Here is a 15221-nt window from a genome sequence, read left to right as displayed (position 1 = left end):
GCCTAACGTTTGACATGAGAGGCGGCGCAAGGGCGTAGCCCTTGTGACGTCCTCTCGATGGAAGGGTTAGGCGCCATGCTTCGCACGAGCCTTTGACAGCCAACGCGCCAGCTTCCGATTGACTTTGATCTTCTTTGCGTGCTCAAGAAAGCATGTGTCGATTGCGTTCTCCAGAGGGCCTTTGGATCTGGTCGCACGTACAAGCAGATCTCCAAGTTCCTCCAGTTGCTTCTCGGAGAAGGAATCTATGCCTTTTCCGAAGAAGTACGTGAACTCGCGCATGAGTGCGTGAAAGCTGATTTCTTCCTTCTCGTACGTGACTGAGGAAGCGAGTTCTTCAAAACCACCCGAGAACGCCGGGAAGATGCCTACCAGCGCGTCGTTCAGCTCCTTGGATGACTTCGGCAACGACTTCATGGCGCCTAACGTTGAAGGTAAGCGGCGCCGTTAGGCGTCCGCTTGAGCGACGGGTTAGCCGTCATTCGGCGCTGGTCCGACGTTGGGCCATGCATCGAGCTTTCCCAAAGCTGCTTGAGCCGCAGGAGACCCATAGCTAGCAGCTTTGCGAGCCCAGTACGCGAAGCGTTCTTTGGAAACCGGGGCACCGTTTAAGCCATAAAGGTAGTTCGACATGAGCGCATGGGCGCATGACACATAACGCTCCTCCGCAGCGCGCTCGAGCATAAGAAGGGACTTCACTTGACGTTCTTGCGGCGAACCTGCTCCAAGCCCGCGTTGGTACGCAGAGGAGAGATAAATACAAGCTTCGAAGTCGCCGGCTGCTGCTGCTTGCTCGACCTTTGTAACCCACGACAGGCTCCTTTCCATGTGGCCTTGGTCATACTCGTGGTCGGCCATGGCGAGCATTGCGCGTGTGTTGCCTTCCTGGACAAACCCGCCGATGTACCGGAGGGCTTGTTCGTTATCCCCAGCCTTGAAGAGGCGACGCCCTTCTTCTGGCATAAATCCGCCGAAGGAGGGTGAACTACCTTTGGTGCTGATGACGGCTAACGTTTGACATGAGAGGCGGCGCAAGGGCGCAGCTCTTGTGACGTCCTCTCGATGGAAGGGTTAGGCGTCATGCGGCCTACCCACTGATTTCGACCTGAACTGGCTTGCCGGACTCGAACCTGCATGTAAACAACTGCTTGTTCAGGACTTTGGCCTCAAACGACAGCTCCCATAGCAGATTGTTGTTTCCATCCACTGGCACCGACAAGCCGGAAAGCTTGAGCACTTCTCGCCAGTCTTTTGGAAAGTGCGTCTTTGACCAGTTCTCGAACGCCGGGACCAGCACAGACTGGACGAGGGAAAAGGTTTGATCTGGCATTGCCATAATTCGCTCGTAGAACTCGACCTGAGACTGCGTAGGTTCCTGCTGGTCAGGAGCGTCGATAGCTACGAACAAGCAGTCTTCGCCAATGTCAACTTCTGCTTCCCGGTACGAGCCAAGCTTTGCCTCGATAAAGACTGCCTCACCAAAGACCGGATGATCCAAGCGCTTTGGGGCGTTGCTTGCAAAGAGGCGTTTGAAGAAGCTCATAGAAATGATGACGCCTAACGTTGAAGATAAGCGGCGCCGTAAGGCGTCCGCTTGAGCGACGGGTTAGACATCGCTTTCCGCCCACGTAAGAAATGTGCTCAGGATCTCGGTGAGATCTCCGGCGCCGCCAAACCCATGAAACTTGGCCGCTTCAACCTTGCAGTGAACCCAGCTGGTAGCCACCTCCGACGAGCCTTTGACCCCAACTGGAAATGCTCGTCGAGCGAGGTGGGTGTCCTTTAGGTCCACTTCAACGCTCCAGCCAGGGTTGTCCAATGTATCAATACGGACGCCATAGCTGTGTTCCCAATCACCGTTGCACTGGGCGGTGTACCAAACTTGAAGACGTGTTAATTCATCCATTGAGGTTTAACGTTGAAGGTAAGCGGCTGCCGTAGGCAGTCCGCTTGAGCGACGAGTTAGCCGTTCCCGCCACCAAGCGTACCCGCCAGAAAGCCAGTTGCTCCTAACACTGGGAGGAGCTTTTGGAACCGAAAACTTAATTGCGAACTCGTCCTTCCCAAAGCGACGGATATAGGCCGCCACCAGCCGCAACCGGATACGCCGCTGACCGGACTTGCTAGGAGACGGATGTAGAAGCCGTTCACGGTGAGTGGCGCCTCTGATTGCGCCACGCACACTTTCCTGCGGGATATGCCGTAGCCGCCATGGCTTGTGATTGAGTTGCCGCTTTGGCAAGCCGTAGAAGCGCGAAGAAATCATCTCTTATGGCTAACGTTGAATTTCAGCGGCGGCCGTAGGCCGTCCGCTGGAAAGCCGGGTTAGGCCAATTGCCGGCCTATGAGCAACGAACGTCATGTGCCAATCGGGCGCTTGGCCAGTTGTTCGCATAGAGTTTCCGGCGATGCGAAGAACCAGCTCTCCACAACACCAGACTCCTTGCTGACCACAAGAACATAGGAGCATCCGTTAGACCGCGTGAATTGGATATGACGCGCGTCGCTGCTACCGTGAAGTTCAGTGCGCATAGCATGGGTGGGTTTACCAAAGTCGGTCGCGGAAAGCGGCTGGCCAACAGCAGCCTCCAGCTTGGTGCGTAGGAACCGAGGATCAGGTGCCGCACACGCAGTGAACAGAAGCAACGGAAGAGCTACATAGCGACGCATACAAGGCCTAACGTTAATTGGGCCAACCGGCCCACCAGAGCAACGGCGGCCTAAGCCGCCAAGGCTCCGCGAGGATGACTCGGCCGGCTCCTTGCGCCAACCCCTACTTCTCGTGATTCTCCGCGGGCGTTAGCCCGCCTAAATTTCTGCGGATGGACTCTTCGTCGGTGGGGGGCGATGCTGCTTCGCAGCACTCCGCCCCCAAACCGCCCAAGCTGCTTGATCAGCTCCGCGTCGCGATCCGTGTGCGCCATTACGCGCTGCGGACGGAGCAGTCCTACGTCGATTGGGCCAGGCGCTTCATTCTTTTCCACGGCAAGCGGCATCCGGCCGAGATGGGCGTACGGGAAGTCGAGGCATTCCTGTCGTATTTGGCGGCCGAGCGTCGTGTATCCGCTTCGACGCAGCAGCAGGCCAAGGCCGCGCTGCTGTTTCTCTACAAGGAGGTGCTGCGCGTCGAACTGCCGTGGCTCGACGAAGTCGTGTCGGCTCGCGTTTCGCGCCGCTTGCCGGTGGTGCTGACGCAGCGAGAGGTCGCGGCGTTGCTGAACGCGATGCCGTCCGGGCCGCTGACGCTTGTCGCCTCGCTGCTCTACGGCACCGGCATGCGCCTGCTCGAAGGCCTGCGCCTGCGCGTGAAGGACATCGAGTTCTCGCGCCGCGAGATCGTCGTGCGCGAGGGCAAGGGCAACAAGGACCGCGTCACCGTGCTGCCCGACAACCTGATCGCGCCGCTCCAGGCGCAGCTCGCCCGTGCGCGTGCCTTGCATCAGTCGGATCTCGAAGCCGGCCGTGGCGAGGTGGTGCTGCCCGACGCGCTCGACGTCAAAAAGCCCGGCGCCGCGCGCGCCTGGGGCTGGCAGTGGGCGTTTCCGTCGCCGGTGCTGTCGGTCGACCCGCGCAGCGGGGTCGAGCGTCGCCATCACATGAACGAAGCCTCGGTGCAGAAGCTCGTCTCCCTCGCGGCCGGGCGCGCCGGCATCGCCAAACCCTGCTCTCCGCACGTGCTGCGCCACTCCTTCGCCACGCATCTGCTGCAGGCCGGCTACGACATCCGCACCGTGCAGGAACTGCTCGGCCACGCCGACGTGAAGACCACCATGATCTACACGCACGTGCTGATGAAGGGTGGCCGCGGCATCGTGAGTCCGCTCGACGCGATCTGATCGCTAAGGCGTTTGCCGCCGGGTGCGCGTGCCGTACGCCACCTTGCGTATTCCTCCGCCTCCTCCCCGTTCCTAAGCTGCGGGCGTTCCCGGACCTCGCGTCCATACGTCGTTCGACGCATCCGCCCACCGCTTTCTCAGGAGGAGAGCCCATGTCCCGTCAGCAGAACACCACCACCACCCGTCGCGGCTTCGCGGCTTCGCTCTCGGCCGTGGCGCTCGCCGCGGCCGGCGCCTTCGGGCCTTCGGCCTTTGCCGCCGACACCATCAAGGTCGGCGTGCTGCACTCGCTGTCCGGCACGATGGCCATCTCGGAGACGGTGTTGAAGGACACCGTGCTGATGACCATCGACGAGATCAACGCCAAGGGCGGCGTGATGGGCAAGAAGCTCGAGCCGGTGGTGGTCGACCCGGCCTCAAACTGGCCGCTGTTCGCCGAAAAGGCCAAGCAGCTCATCAGCCAGGACAAGGTCGCGGTGGTGTTCGGCTGCTGGACCAGCGTGTCGCGCAAGTCGGTGTTGCCGGTGTTCGAGCAGGCCAACTCGCTGCTCTTCTACCCGGTGCAGTACGAAGGCGAAGAGCTCAGCAAGAACGTGTTCTACACGGGTGCCGCGCCGAACCAGCAGGCGATTCCCGCGGTGGAGTACCTGATGAGCAAGGACGGCGGCAGCGCCAAGCGCTTCGTGCTGCTGGGTACCGACTACGTCTACCCGCGCACCACCAACAAGATCCTGCGCGCCTTCCTCAAGAGCAAGGGCGTCGCCGAGGCCGACATCATGGAGGAGTACACCCCCTTCGGCCACAGCGACTACCAGACCATCATCGCCAAGATCAAGAAGTTCGCCGCCGAAGGCAAGAAGACGGCGGTCGTCTCGACCATCAACGGCGACTCGAACGTGCCCTTCTACAAGGAGCTCGGCAACCAGGGCCTGAAGGCGACCGACGTGCCGGTGGTCGCGTTCTCGGTCGGCGAAGAGGAGCTGCGCGGCGTGGACACCAAGCCGCTCGTCGGCCACCTCGCGGCATGGAACTACTTCATGTCGATCAAGAACCCGACGAACACCGCGTTCATCAAGCTCTGGAGCGACTACGCCAAGGCCAAGGGCATCCCCGGCCACAAGGACAAGCCGCTGACGAACGATCCGATGGAGGCCACCTACATCGGCATCCACATGTGGAAGCAGGCGGTCGAGAAGGCGAAGTCGACCGACACCGACAAGGTCATCGCCGCGATGGCCGGCCAGACCTTCCCGGCGCCGGGCGGCTTCATCTCGACGATGGACAAGGAGAACCACCACCTGCACAAGCCGGTGTTCATCGGCGAAGTGAAGGCCGACGGCCAGTTCAACGTGGTGTGGAAGACCAAAGGCCCGGTCGTCGCCGACCCCTGGAGCGACTACATCACCGAGAACAAGGGCAAGAAGAACGCGCCCGAAAAGAAGATGTGACGACCGCACGGCGGCGCCCGCACCGGGCGTCGCCGCGTTGCCGGCCGGGCGCATGGCCCGGCATGGCATGAGCCGCTCGACTTCGCCTTCGCCATGCGCTCACTTCTCGTCTTGCTGATCGCCGCCGTGGCCTGCTTCGCGGCGGCGCCCGTGCGTGCGCTGACGCCCGAACAGGCCTTCGCGATCAGCACCGGCGACACCGACGACCGCATCGCCGCGCTCGCCGAAGCCATCGCCGCCGCCGACCCGCGCGTGCCGGCGCTGGTGCAGGCGCTGATCGACGGCGAAGTGCGCGTCGACGACCGACGCGCCTACATCGTCGCGGCCGATGGCAGCGCCGTCGAAGCCGCCAGCGGCCAGAGCGCCAAGCTGCCGGAAGCCGCCGAGGACGCGGTCGTCAACAACCGCATGCGCACCGAGCTGCAGGCCGCGCTCGGCGCGCTGCAACTCGTCAGCGGCGATCTCGCCCAGCGCCGCGCGGCGATCGGCGCGCTGCGCGAATCGATGGACGAAGCCAAGCTGCCGCTGGTCGAGCAGGCGCTCGCGAAGGAAGGCGACGCCGGCCTGAAGGCGGAGCTCGAACTGCTGCGCGCGAAGGCGCTGATCGCGAGCGACGACAGCGCGCGCCGGCTCGCCGCCGCGAAGGCGCTCGGCGGCAGCGCGACGCCGGCCACCCGCGCGCTGCTGCTGGAGCGCCTCGCCAAGGATGGCGAGACGGACCCGGGCGTCCGTGCCGCGCTGCAAGCCGCGCTCGACGGCATCGACGCGCGACTCGCCTGGGGCGAACGCGCGGGCGTCGCCTTCACCGGCATCTCGCTCGGCTCGATCCTGCTGCTCGCCGCGCTCGGCCTCGCGATCACCTACGGCCTGATGGGCGTGATCAACATGGCGCACGGCGAGCTGATCATGATCGGCGCCTACGCGACCTGGCTGACGCAGAACGCCTTTCGCGCGTGGCTGCCGCAGTGGTTCGACGCCTACGTGCTGGTGGCGATCCCGATCAGCTTCCTCGCCGCCGCCGCCGTCGGCGCGGTGCTCGAGCGCGGCGTGATCCGCTTCCTGTACGGCCGGCCGCTCGAGACGCTGCTCGCCACATGGGGCATCAGCCTGATCCTGCAGCAGGCGGTGCGCTCGCTGTTCGGTGCGCAGAACGTGCCGGTCGAGAACCCGGCGTGGCTGTCGGGCGGCGTGCAGGTAATGAGCAACCTCGTGCTGCCCTGGAACCGCATCGCGATCGTCGTGTTCGCCGCGGTGGTGCTGGGCGCGATGGCCTACCTCATCGCACGCACGCGGCTCGGCCTGTTCGTGCGCAGCGTCACGCAGAACCGGCCGATGGCCTCGTGCATGGGGGTGAACACCGCGCGGGTGGACACGCTGGCCTTCGCGCTCGGCGCCGGCGTGGCCGGCCTAGCCGGTTGCGCGCTGAGCCAGGTGGGCAACGTCGGGCCCGATCTCGGGCAGGGCTACATCGTCGATTCGTTCATGGTCGTCGTGCTCGGCGGCGTCGGCCAGCTCGCCGGCACCGTCTACGCGGCACTGGGGCTGGGCGTCGTCAACAAGCTGCTCGAAGGCTGGGCCGGCGCGGTGCTCGCGAAGATCATGGTGCTGGTGATCATCGTGGTGTTCATCCAGAAGCGGCCTTCGGGACTCTTCGCACTCAAGGGCCGCGAGGCATGACCGCGGTGATGCCGATCGCGCTGGTGCCGCCACGCCCGCGACTGCTGAGCCCGAAGGCCTGGACCGGCGTCTTCGCCGCGCTCGTGGCCGTGACGATCCTCGTGCCGCTGATGCACCTGGCCGCGCCGCCGGGCAGCGCCTTCCACCTCGGCGACTACGCGGTCGGCCTCGTCGCGAAGATCATGTGCTACGCGATCGCCGCGCTCGCGATGGACCTGATCTGGGGCTACACCGGCATCCTCTCGCTGGGCCACGGCGTGTTCTTCGCGCTCGGCGGCTACGCGATGGGCATGTACCTGATGCGCCAGATCGGCCGCGACGGCAACTACCAGTCGGAGCTGCCCGACTTCATGGTCTTCCTCGACTGGAAGGAGCTGCCCTGGCACTGGGCGTTGAGCGACTCCTTCGTCGCGACCTTGTTCCTCGTCGTCGCGGTGCCGGGCCTGCTGGCCTTCGTGTTCGGCTACTTCGCGTTCCGCTCGCGCATCAAGGGTGTGTACTTTTCGATCATCACGCAGGCGATGACCTTCGCCGCGATGCTGCTGTTCTTCCGCAACGAGACGGGCTTCGGCGGCAACAACGGCTTCACCGACTTCAAGCGCATCCTCGGCATGCCGCTGAACACGCCGTCGATGCGCGTCACGCTCTTCGTGCTGACCGGGCTGGTGCTCATCGGCTTCTTCGTGTTCGCGCGCTGGCTCGTCCACACCAAGTTCGGCCGCGTGCTGCAGGCGGTGCGCGACGCCGAAAGCCGCGTGATGTTCTGCGGCTACGAGCCGCTGCACTACAAGCTCGCGATCTGGACGCTCTCGGCCGTGATGTGCGGCATCGCGGGCGCCTTGTACGTGCCGCAGGTCGGCATCATCAATCCCGGCGAGATGAGCCCGGCCGCGAGCATCGAGATCGCGATCTGGGCCGCGGTGGGCGGGCGCGGCACGCTGATCGGGCCGATCGTCGGCGCCTTCTTCGTCAACGGCGCGAAGAGCGCGTTCACGCAGTTCTTTCCCGAGTACTGGCTGTACGTGCTGGGGGCGCTGTTCGTCGCCGTCACCCTGTTCCTGCCGAACGGCCTGGTCGGCCTGCTGCGCAGGCCGGGGGGCATCGCCGGTCTCGTCCGCGGGAAGCGAAAGGCATGACGCCGCAACTGATGGAGGCCGGCCGCCTCGCGCGCGAGCGGCTCGACCGCCTGCCGGTGCCGGCGCGCTCCGGCGGCCGCGCCGCGAGCTACGGCCGCGTGGTGCACGAAGGCGTCGTCGACGTCTCGCACGGGGCGATCCTGTACCTCGAAGACATCACGGTCAGCTTCGACGGCTTCAAGGCGCTGAACGGGCTGGACCTGTCGATCAGCGCCGGCGAGCTGCGCTGCATCATCGGCCCGAACGGCGCGGGGAAGACGACGATGATGGACGTCATCACCGGCAAGACGCGGCCCGATGCGGGCAGCGCCTTCTTCGGCAGCACGATCGACCTGCTGCGCCTGCGCGAAAGCCAGGTCGCCGGCATCGGCATCGGCCGCAAGTTCCAGAAGCCCAGTGTGTTCGAGCAGCTCACCGTGTTCGAGAACCTCGAACTTGCGTTGAAGGCGGACCGCCGTGCGCGTGCGGCCGTGACGCACAAGCTGGCGGGCGAGCAGCTCGACCGCATCGGCGCGGTGCTGCAGCAGATCCACCTGAAGGCCGAGGCCGGGCGCACCGCGGGAGCCTTGAGCCACGGCCAGAAGCAGTGGCTCGAGATCGGCATGCTGCTGATGCAGGACCCTTTGCTGCTGCTGCTCGACGAGCCGGTGGCCGGCATGACCGACGAGGAAACCGAGCGCACCGCCGAGCTGTTCCTGACGCTGCAGGGCGCGCATTCGCTGGTGGTCGTCGAGCACGACATGAAGTTCATCGGCGCGCTGACGGCCGACGACCCGAAGAAGAAGGTCACCGTGCTGCACGAGGGCAGCGTGCTGGCCGAGGGCAGCCTCGCCGACGTGCAAGCCAACGACAAGGTCGTCGAGGTGTACCTCGGGCGGTAGCCCGCGGACCCCTGCGGTCGCACGTTCCGCACCCCCTTGCCCCTGCCGAGCGGGGGTTGCAGCTCGAGGACAACGATGCTCAGTGTCGACGGTGTGAATCAGTACTACGGCGGCTCGCACATCCTTCGGAACGTGTCGTTCGAGGCCAAGGCCGGCGAGGTCACGGTGATCCTGGGCCGCAACGGCGTCGGCAAGACGACGCTGCTGAAGAGCCTGATGGGGCTGGTGCCGACCAAGACCGGCTCGATCAAGCTCGGCGGCGAGCCGATCGACAGGCTCACGCCCTACGAGCGCGTGCGCTGCGGCATCGGCTTCGTGCCGCAGGGCCGCGAGATCTTCGGCCGGCTCACGGTGGAGGAGAACCTGCGCATGGGCCTGGCGAGCAAGCCCGGCGCGACGCCGATCCCGCCCGCGCTGTTCGAGCTGTTCCCGGTGCTCAGGCAGATGCTCGGCCGGCGCGGCGGCGATCTCTCCGGCGGCCAGCAGCAGCAGCTCGCGATCGCGCGCGCACTCGCCGCGGGGCCGAAGCTGCTGATCCTCGACGAGCCGACCGAAGGCATCCAGCCGAGCATCATCAAGGACATCGGGCGCGTGATCCGCTCGCTGGCCGAAGACGCGAACGCGCGCCGCGCCGGCGTCCAGCCGATGGCGATCGTGCTGGTCGAGCAGTACGTCGACTTCGCCGAGCAGCTCGCCGACCAGTACCTGGTGATGGAGCGCGGCGAGATCGTGATGCGCGGCCGCGGCGTCGACATGCCGCGTGACGGGGTGCGCGCGCGGATCTCGATCTGAGCACGCGGGCTGTGTGCGCCGCAGCTTGCCGGCTCAAGCCCCGCGGCCGGCGGCCGATATGCCGCGCAGAGCAGTCCTCGCTGCACGACCTCAAGGCTCAACCGCGCCCGCCCACCATGGACTTCATCGGATCCGTTGCCAGCCTCACTGGCTATCGCGATCGTGAGTTGTTGGACACGACGATCGTCTCCGTGCTCGCCGACTGGCTGCAGCCGGCGGGCCTGGCCATCAGCCTGCTGCACTGCGTCGGCGACCCGGCCGCGCCGCGCCTGCTGCTGCAAGCCGGCGCGCGCCAGCATGTCGGCGTGGTGCCCGGCGACCCGCCCTGGACGCCCGTGGAAGCGCTGCCCTCGCTGGCCGACCGGCCGCACCACGACCGCGCGCTCACGACCGGCGAGTCGATGCTCGGCCTGCCGGCCGGCGGCCGCGGCGAGGGGACGTGCCTCAACGTCTTTCCGCTGTCGATCGGCAACCAGCGCACCGGCGTGCTCGAGGTGGTGAGCCGGGGCCCGCTGAGCGCGCCGCAGCGCAAGCTGGTGGACGGCCTGCTGCTGATCTACCGCAACCAGCTCGGGCTGCTCGACTACAGCGAGCGCGACACCTTGACCGGCCTGCTGAACCGCCGCACCTTCGACGAGCAGTTCGGCAAGTGCATGACCGACGACCGGCAGCGCCGCAGCGCCGCGCCCGCCGCCGAGCCCTGCCTGCTGCGCCACTGGCTCGGCGTGATCGACATCGATCACTTCAAGCGCGTCAACGACCAGTTCGGCCACCTGATCGGCGACGAGGTGCTGCTGTTGGTCGCGCGCATCCTGCGCACCGCGTTCCGTCACGGCGACCGGCTCTACCGTTTCGGCGGCGAGGAGTTCGTCGTGCTGCTGCGCGCGCCGTCGCGCGTCGGCGCGCACGAAGCCTTCGACCGCTTTCGCGCGCAGATGCAGGCTTTCAATTTCCCGCAGGTGGGCCACGTCACCGCGAGCCTGGGCTTCACCGAGCTGCGCACGCTCGACACCGCGAGCGCGGCCTTCGAACGCGCCGACCGCGCCGTCTATCACGCGAAGGAACACGGCCGCAACCGGATCGACTGCCACGAGGCGCTCGTCGAATCCGGCGCCTTCGAGGCGGCCGAGAAGGTCGGCGACGTCGAGCTGTTCTAGCCCACCCCGTTGCGGCTTCGCCGCTCCCCGAGGGCCACGAAGCGGCCCCTTCGCCGCCCCAAGGGGGCGCCGTGCTCACCGCCCCGTCTTCACCACCGCGTAGCGCTCCAGCGTCTTCAGCCGCGCCGCGTCGTGGTCGACGATCGGTGCCGGGTAGTCGCGCCCGAGCTCGACGCCGGCCGCGGCCAGGTCCACCGGCCGCGCGGTCCAGGGCGCGTGCAGCAGCTCGTCGGGCAGCCGGGCCAGCTGCGGCAGGTAGCGGCGGATGAAGCGGCCCTCGGCGTCGAACTTCTCGCTCTGGCTGACCGGATTGAAGATGCGGAAGTAGGGCTGCGCGTCGCAGCCCGACGATGCGGCCCATTGCCAGCCGCCGTTGTTCGCCGAGAGGTCGTAGTCGTTGAGCCGCTCGGCGAAGTAGGCCTCGCCGCGGCGCCAGTCGATGCCGAGGTCCTTGCACAGGAAGCTCGCGGTCACCATGCGCAGGCGGTTGTGCATGTAGCCGGTCTGGTTGATCTGCGCCATCGCCGCGTCGATCAGCGGGTAGCCGGTGCGGCCCTCGCACCAGGCCGCGAAGAGCGCGTCGGCGGCCTTTCCCTTCTCGAACCTGATGCGGTCGTATTCCGGCTTGAAGCTTTCGGTGACGACGCGCGGGTGGTGGTGCAGCACCTGGAAATAGAAGTCGCGCCAGATCAGCTCGGACAGCCACACCTCGGCGCCGCGCGAGCCGGTCGTGGAGGTCTGCATCCGGTTCCAGGCTTCGCCGGCGAGCCGGCGGATCGAGACGGTGCCGAAGCGCAGATGCACGCTGAGGTAGCTCGGGCCCTTGACCGAGGGGAAGTTGCGCGCGGTCTCGTAGCGGTCGATGCGCTCGTCGAGGAAATCGTCGAGCGCGGCGAGCGCGCCGGGGCTGCCCGGCTCGATCGCGAGCTCGGCGAGATTGGTCGGCTCGAAGCCGATCTCGGCGAGCGTCGGCACGTCGGCCGGCTCGGCCGCAGGCTTCGGCGCGAGCGCCGCCGCGTGGCGCTCGATCGGGTAGGCACGCACGAAGAAGGGCTCGAGCTTCTTCAGCCAGCAGTTCTTGTAGGGCGTGAAGACGGCGTAGGGGCGGCCGGCGCCGGTGAGCAGCTCGTCGCGCTCGAAGATCGTCTGGTCCTTGCCGGCGTGGAAGGCGATGCCGGCTTCGGCCAGCGCGCCGCGCACCTGCGCGTCGCGTTCGATCGCGGCCGGCTCGTGGTCGGCGTTCGCGTAGACCGCCTGCACCTGCAGCGCGGCGGCCAGGCGGGGGATCTCGTCGCGGGCTCGCCCGTGCCGCACGATCAGCCCCGCGCCCGGCTGGCCGTGCCGCGCGCCGAGCTCGCGCAGCTGGCGGTCCAGGTCGACCAGGCTTTCGCGGATGAACTCGACGCGGCGGTCTCGGCGCGGCAGCGGCTCGAGGATCTCGGTGTCGAACACGAACGCGACGTGCACCTTTCGCGCCGCGCGCAGCGCGTGGTAGAGCGCCGCGTGGTCGTCGCAGCGCAGGTCGCGCCGGCACCAGACGAGTGCGGCGCCGAACTGCGGGGACGGGGCGAGGCTCACGGCATGCAGTGTGCCGTGCGCGATGCCGGGTCTCTGCGGCGCGGCGACCCCGCTGCATAGAATCGCGGCCATGCCAGCGGAGAGCGCGTCCAACCTGACGAGTCAGTTCCTCATCGCCATGCCCGGCATGACCGATGGCAACTTCGCGGGCTCCGTCGTGCTGCTGTGCGAACACACCGAACGCGGCGCGCTCGGGCTGGTCATCAACAAGCCGAGCGAGATCAAGCTGGGGCGGCTGTTCGAGAAGGTCGACCTCTCGCTCGACCGCGACGAGCTGGCCGAGCAGCCCGTCTACATCGGCGGCCCGGTGCAGACCGAACGCGGCTTCGTGCTGCACGAGCGCGGCGACGACGATGCCGCCGATCCCGACGCCGACGGCGCCGAGTACAGCAGCAGCCTGCGCATCCCCGGCGGCCTCGCGATGACGACCAGCCGCGACGTGCTCGAAGCGCTGGCCAGCGGCGCCGGCCCGCGGCGCGTGCTGGTGACGCTGGGCTACGCCGGCTGGGGCGCGGGGCAGCTGGAAGACGAGATCGCACGCAACGGCTGGATCACCGTCGATGCGCGGCCGGAGGTCATCTTCGACACCCCCATCGAGCAGCGCTACGAGCGCGCGCTCGGGCTGCTCGGCATCAGCCAGGCGATGCTGTCGGCCCAGGCCGGGCATGCGTGATGGCGGGCGCGGCCCGCGCTGATCGCACTGCCGCCACGCTGCTCGCTTTCGACTACGGCCTCAAGCGCACCGGCGTCGCCAGCGGCAACACCGTGACGTGCAGTGCGCAGCCGCTCGCCACGATCGCCGCCGAAGGCGATGCCCGCTTCGCGAAGATCGCCGCGCTGATCGCCGAATGGCAGCCGGCCGCGCTGGTCGTCGGGGTGCCGTACCACCCCGACGGCGCCGAGCATGACAACACGCGCCGCGCGCGCCGCTTCGCCCGGCAGTTGCAGGGCCGCTTCGGCCTGCCGGTGCACGAGGTGGACGAGCGCTATTCGACGACCGAGGTGCTGAGCCAGGGCGCGAAAGACGCCGATGCGGCGGCCGCGGCCCTGCTGCTGGAGCAGCACTTGAGGGAGCACCGATGAATCGAGCCGCTGCGGGCGTGGCGATGGCCTGCGCAACGAGGCAAGAATCGGGCACCGCCGCGGCCGGCCCGGCCGCGGCGCGACCGATCCCAGCATGACGCCTCTCCACCTCGACGCCGAAGCCCTCTACGCCGACCTGCTGGCGCGCATGCGGCCGCTGCTGCACGAAGGCAGCGCGCTGGTCGGCATCTGGTCGGGCGGCGCCTGGCTCGCGGAGCGGCTGCAGCGCGACCTCGGCCTGGCCGGCAAGCCCGGCGTGATCTCGAGCGCGATGCACCGCGACGACTTCAACTCGCGCGGCCTCGCGGTCACCGCGGACGCGACCGCCTTGCCGTTCGCCATCGACGGCCGCCACATCCTGCTGATCGACGACGTGCTCTACACCGGCCGCACCACGCGCGCGGTGATCAACGAGCTGTTCGACTTCGGCCGGCCCGCCAGCGTGACGCTCGCGGTGCTGGTCGATCGCGGCGGGCGCGAGCTGCCGATCGAGCCGGCCGTCTCGGCCGCGCGCATCGTGCTGCCGGCGACGCGGCGCCTGACGCTGTCGCGCGACGAAACGACCGGCCGCTTCGGCTTCGACATCACCGACGCGGGAAGCCCCTGATGCAGGTCGGCGCCCGCAACCCGCAGCTCAACCGCCACGGCGAGCTGATCCACCTGCTCAGCACCGAAGGCCTGCCGAAGGCGGTGCTGACGCAGATCCTCGACACCGCCGGCAGCTTTCTTTCGGTCAACGACCGCGAGGTGAAGAAGGTGCCGCTGCTGCGCGGCAAGAGCGTGTTCAACCTCTTCTTCGAGAACAGCACGCGCACGCGCACCACCTTCGAGATTGCCGCGAAGCGCCTCTCCGCCGACGTGATCAACCTCGACATCGCGCGCAGCTCCACCGCGAAGGGCGAGACGCTGCTCGACACCATCGCCAACCTCTCGGCGATGCACGCCGACATGTTCGTCGTGCGGCATGCCGAGAGCGGCGCGCCCTACCTGATCGCGCAGCACGTCGCGCCGCATGTGCGCGTGGTCAACGCCGGCGACGGCCGCCACGCGCACCCGACGCAGGGGCTGCTCGACATGTACACGATCCGCCACTACAAGCGCGACTTCAGCGGGCTGGTGGTGGCGATCGTCGGAGACATCGTGCATTCGCGCGTCGCGCGCTCCGACATCCACGCGCTCACCACGCTCGGCGCGGCCGAAGTGCGCGCCGTCGGCCCGCGCACGCTGGTGCCGGGCGACCTGCGAGCGATGGGCGTGCGCGTGTGCCACGACATGGCCGAGGGCGTGCGCGACGCCGACGTGATCATCATGTTGCGGCTGCAGAACGAACGGATGAGCGGTGCGCTCCTGCCGAGCGCCGGCGAGTACTTCCAGAGCTTCGGTCTCACCGACGACAAGCTCGCGCTCGCGAAGAGCGACGCGATCGTGATGCACCCGGGCCCCATCAACCGCGGCGTCGAGATCGACTCCTCGGTCGCCGACGGCGGCCAGAGCGTGATCCTTCCGCAGGTCACCTTCGGCATCGCGGTGCGGATGGCGGTGATGTCGATCATCGCGGGGAACGACGCATGAGCGACGCAGGCTTCGCCAGGTGCGAATCGCCCCTCGCCGGGGCGGCGCGAAGCGCCCGGGG

At 67.2% G+C, this 15221-nt stretch carries 16 protein-coding genes; 11 read left to right on the top strand and 5 right to left on the bottom strand.

Annotated elements, in window-relative coordinates; genetic code table 11:
- Positions 1 to 66: 66 nt before the first annotated feature.
- From VFR90_RS16440 to VFR90_RS17690, 4 genes are all read right to left on the bottom strand, one after another.
- A complete protein-coding gene (locus VFR90_RS16440) occupies positions 67 to 417 on the bottom strand; it encodes a hypothetical protein (RefSeq protein WP_326407243.1) in 351 nt (116 codons plus the stop codon).
- A gap of 54 nt (positions 418 to 471) precedes the next feature.
- Positions 472 to 1035, bottom strand: coding sequence for an SEL1-like repeat protein (locus VFR90_RS16435; protein WP_326407242.1), 564 nt, complete (start codon positions 1033 to 1035; stop codon positions 472 to 474).
- Between the two features lie 52 nt (positions 1036 to 1087).
- The gene (locus VFR90_RS16430; protein WP_326407241.1) at positions 1088 to 1543 is read right to left on the bottom strand and encodes a hypothetical protein; all 456 of its coding nucleotides are present in this window, start codon (positions 1541 to 1543) and stop codon (positions 1088 to 1090) included.
- A gap of 63 nt (positions 1544 to 1606) precedes the next feature.
- Positions 1607 to 1906, bottom strand: a complete 300-nt coding sequence (locus VFR90_RS17690; protein ID WP_414676550.1) for an immunity 53 family protein — start codon at positions 1904 to 1906, stop codon at positions 1607 to 1609.
- A gap of 916 nt (positions 1907 to 2822) precedes the next feature.
- Between VFR90_RS17690 and VFR90_RS16425 the strand changes: the two genes are divergently transcribed.
- The 7 genes from VFR90_RS16425 to VFR90_RS16395 all read left to right on the top strand — a co-directional run bounded on the left by VFR90_RS16425 (position 2823) and on the right by VFR90_RS16395 (position 10927).
- Positions 2823 to 3836, top strand: a complete 1014-nt coding sequence (locus VFR90_RS16425) for an integron integrase (RefSeq protein WP_326407240.1) — start codon at positions 2823 to 2825, stop codon at positions 3834 to 3836.
- A 152-nt stretch (positions 3837 to 3988) separates the two neighbouring features.
- Positions 3989 to 5284, top strand: a complete 1296-nt coding sequence (urtA, locus tag VFR90_RS16420; RefSeq protein ID WP_326407239.1) for an urea ABC transporter substrate-binding protein — start codon at positions 3989 to 3991, stop codon at positions 5282 to 5284.
- A gap of 93 nt (positions 5285 to 5377) precedes the next feature.
- Positions 5378 to 6961, top strand: a complete 1584-nt coding sequence (gene urtB, locus VFR90_RS16415; RefSeq protein WP_326407238.1) for an urea ABC transporter permease subunit UrtB — start codon at positions 5378 to 5380, stop codon at positions 6959 to 6961.
- The gene (gene urtC, locus VFR90_RS16410; protein WP_326407237.1) at positions 6958 to 8097 is read left to right on the top strand and encodes an urea ABC transporter permease subunit UrtC; all 1140 of its coding nucleotides are present in this window, start codon (positions 6958 to 6960) and stop codon (positions 8095 to 8097) included. Before urtB ends, urtC begins: the two co-directional genes overlap by 4 nt.
- Complete coding sequence (gene urtD / locus VFR90_RS16405) at positions 8094 to 8978, top strand: urea ABC transporter ATP-binding protein UrtD (RefSeq protein ID WP_326407236.1); 885 nt, start codon at positions 8094 to 8096, stop codon at positions 8976 to 8978. The genes urtC and urtD overlap by 4 nt, the downstream gene beginning before the upstream one ends.
- A gap of 75 nt (positions 8979 to 9053) precedes the next feature.
- A complete protein-coding gene (gene urtE, locus VFR90_RS16400) occupies positions 9054 to 9770 on the top strand; it encodes an urea ABC transporter ATP-binding subunit UrtE (RefSeq protein WP_326407235.1) in 717 nt (238 codons plus the stop codon).
- A gap of 170 nt (positions 9771 to 9940) precedes the next feature.
- Positions 9941 to 10927: a GGDEF domain-containing protein gene (locus VFR90_RS16395; RefSeq protein ID WP_326407234.1), complete on the top strand. Its 987-nt coding sequence runs from the start codon at positions 9941 to 9943 to the stop codon at positions 10925 to 10927.
- A 75-nt stretch (positions 10928 to 11002) separates the two neighbouring features.
- On the opposite strand, the gene VFR90_RS16390 is transcribed toward VFR90_RS16395, so the two are convergent.
- The gene (locus VFR90_RS16390) at positions 11003 to 12505 is read right to left on the bottom strand and encodes a cryptochrome/photolyase family protein (protein ID WP_326407233.1); all 1503 of its coding nucleotides are present in this window, start codon (positions 12503 to 12505) and stop codon (positions 11003 to 11005) included.
- A gap of 70 nt (positions 12506 to 12575) precedes the next feature.
- Between VFR90_RS16390 and VFR90_RS16385 the strand changes: the two genes are divergently transcribed.
- From VFR90_RS16385 to VFR90_RS16370, 4 genes are all read left to right on the top strand, one after another.
- Positions 12576 to 13178, top strand: a complete 603-nt coding sequence (locus VFR90_RS16385; RefSeq protein WP_326407232.1) for a YqgE/AlgH family protein — start codon at positions 12576 to 12578, stop codon at positions 13176 to 13178.
- On the top strand, positions 13178 to 13588 hold the full coding sequence (gene ruvX / locus VFR90_RS16380) for a Holliday junction resolvase RuvX (protein WP_326407231.1): 411 nt from the start codon (positions 13178 to 13180) through the stop codon (positions 13586 to 13588). Before VFR90_RS16385 ends, ruvX begins: the two co-directional genes overlap by 1 nt.
- 94 nt (positions 13589 to 13682) lie before the next feature.
- Positions 13683 to 14195, top strand: a complete 513-nt coding sequence (gene pyrR, locus VFR90_RS16375) for a bifunctional pyr operon transcriptional regulator/uracil phosphoribosyltransferase PyrR (RefSeq protein ID WP_326407230.1) — start codon at positions 13683 to 13685, stop codon at positions 14193 to 14195.
- Positions 14195 to 15160, top strand: a complete 966-nt coding sequence (locus VFR90_RS16370) for an aspartate carbamoyltransferase catalytic subunit (protein ID WP_326407229.1) — start codon at positions 14195 to 14197, stop codon at positions 15158 to 15160. Before pyrR ends, VFR90_RS16370 begins: the two co-directional genes overlap by 1 nt.
- The last annotated feature ends 61 nt before the right edge of the window (positions 15161 to 15221 follow it).

Source organism: Methylibium sp., assembly GCF_035762065.1.
GTDB lineage: Bacteria > Pseudomonadota > Gammaproteobacteria > Burkholderiales > Burkholderiaceae_C > Methylibium.
The sequence above is the reverse complement of the archived record's forward strand: the minus strand, read 5'-3'. Positions and strand labels throughout refer to the sequence as shown.

Excerpts from the sequence above, each read along its gene's own strand:
- VFR90_RS16440 (WP_326407243.1), bottom strand. The coding sequence starts at position 417 with ATGAAGTCGTTGCCGAAGTCATCCAAGGAGCTGAACGACGCGCTGGTA.
- VFR90_RS16430 (WP_326407241.1), bottom strand. The coding sequence starts at position 1,543 with ATGAGCTTCTTCAAACGCCTCTTTGCAAGCAACGCCCCAAAGCGCTTG.
- VFR90_RS17690 (WP_414676550.1), bottom strand. The coding sequence starts at position 1,906 with ATGGATGAATTAACACGTCTTCAAGTTTGGTACACCGCCCAGTGCAAC.
- VFR90_RS16425 (WP_326407240.1), top strand. The coding sequence starts at position 2,823 with ATGGACTCTTCGTCGGTGGGGGGCGATGCTGCTTCGCAGCACTCCGCC.
- urtA (WP_326407239.1), top strand. The coding sequence starts at position 3,989 with ATGTCCCGTCAGCAGAACACCACCACCACCCGTCGCGGCTTCGCGGCT.
- urtB (WP_326407238.1), top strand. The coding sequence starts at position 5,378 with ATGCGCTCACTTCTCGTCTTGCTGATCGCCGCCGTGGCCTGCTTCGCG.
- urtC (WP_326407237.1), top strand. The coding sequence starts at position 6,958 with ATGACCGCGGTGATGCCGATCGCGCTGGTGCCGCCACGCCCGCGACTG.
- urtD (WP_326407236.1), top strand. The coding sequence starts at position 8,094 with ATGACGCCGCAACTGATGGAGGCCGGCCGCCTCGCGCGCGAGCGGCTC.
- urtE (WP_326407235.1), top strand. The coding sequence starts at position 9,054 with ATGCTCAGTGTCGACGGTGTGAATCAGTACTACGGCGGCTCGCACATC.
- VFR90_RS16385 (WP_326407232.1), top strand. The coding sequence starts at position 12,576 with ATGCCAGCGGAGAGCGCGTCCAACCTGACGAGTCAGTTCCTCATCGCC.
- ruvX (WP_326407231.1), top strand. The coding sequence starts at position 13,178 with ATGGCGGGCGCGGCCCGCGCTGATCGCACTGCCGCCACGCTGCTCGCT.
- pyrR (WP_326407230.1), top strand. The coding sequence starts at position 13,683 with ATGACGCCTCTCCACCTCGACGCCGAAGCCCTCTACGCCGACCTGCTG.
- VFR90_RS16370 (WP_326407229.1), top strand. The coding sequence starts at position 14,195 with ATGCAGGTCGGCGCCCGCAACCCGCAGCTCAACCGCCACGGCGAGCTG.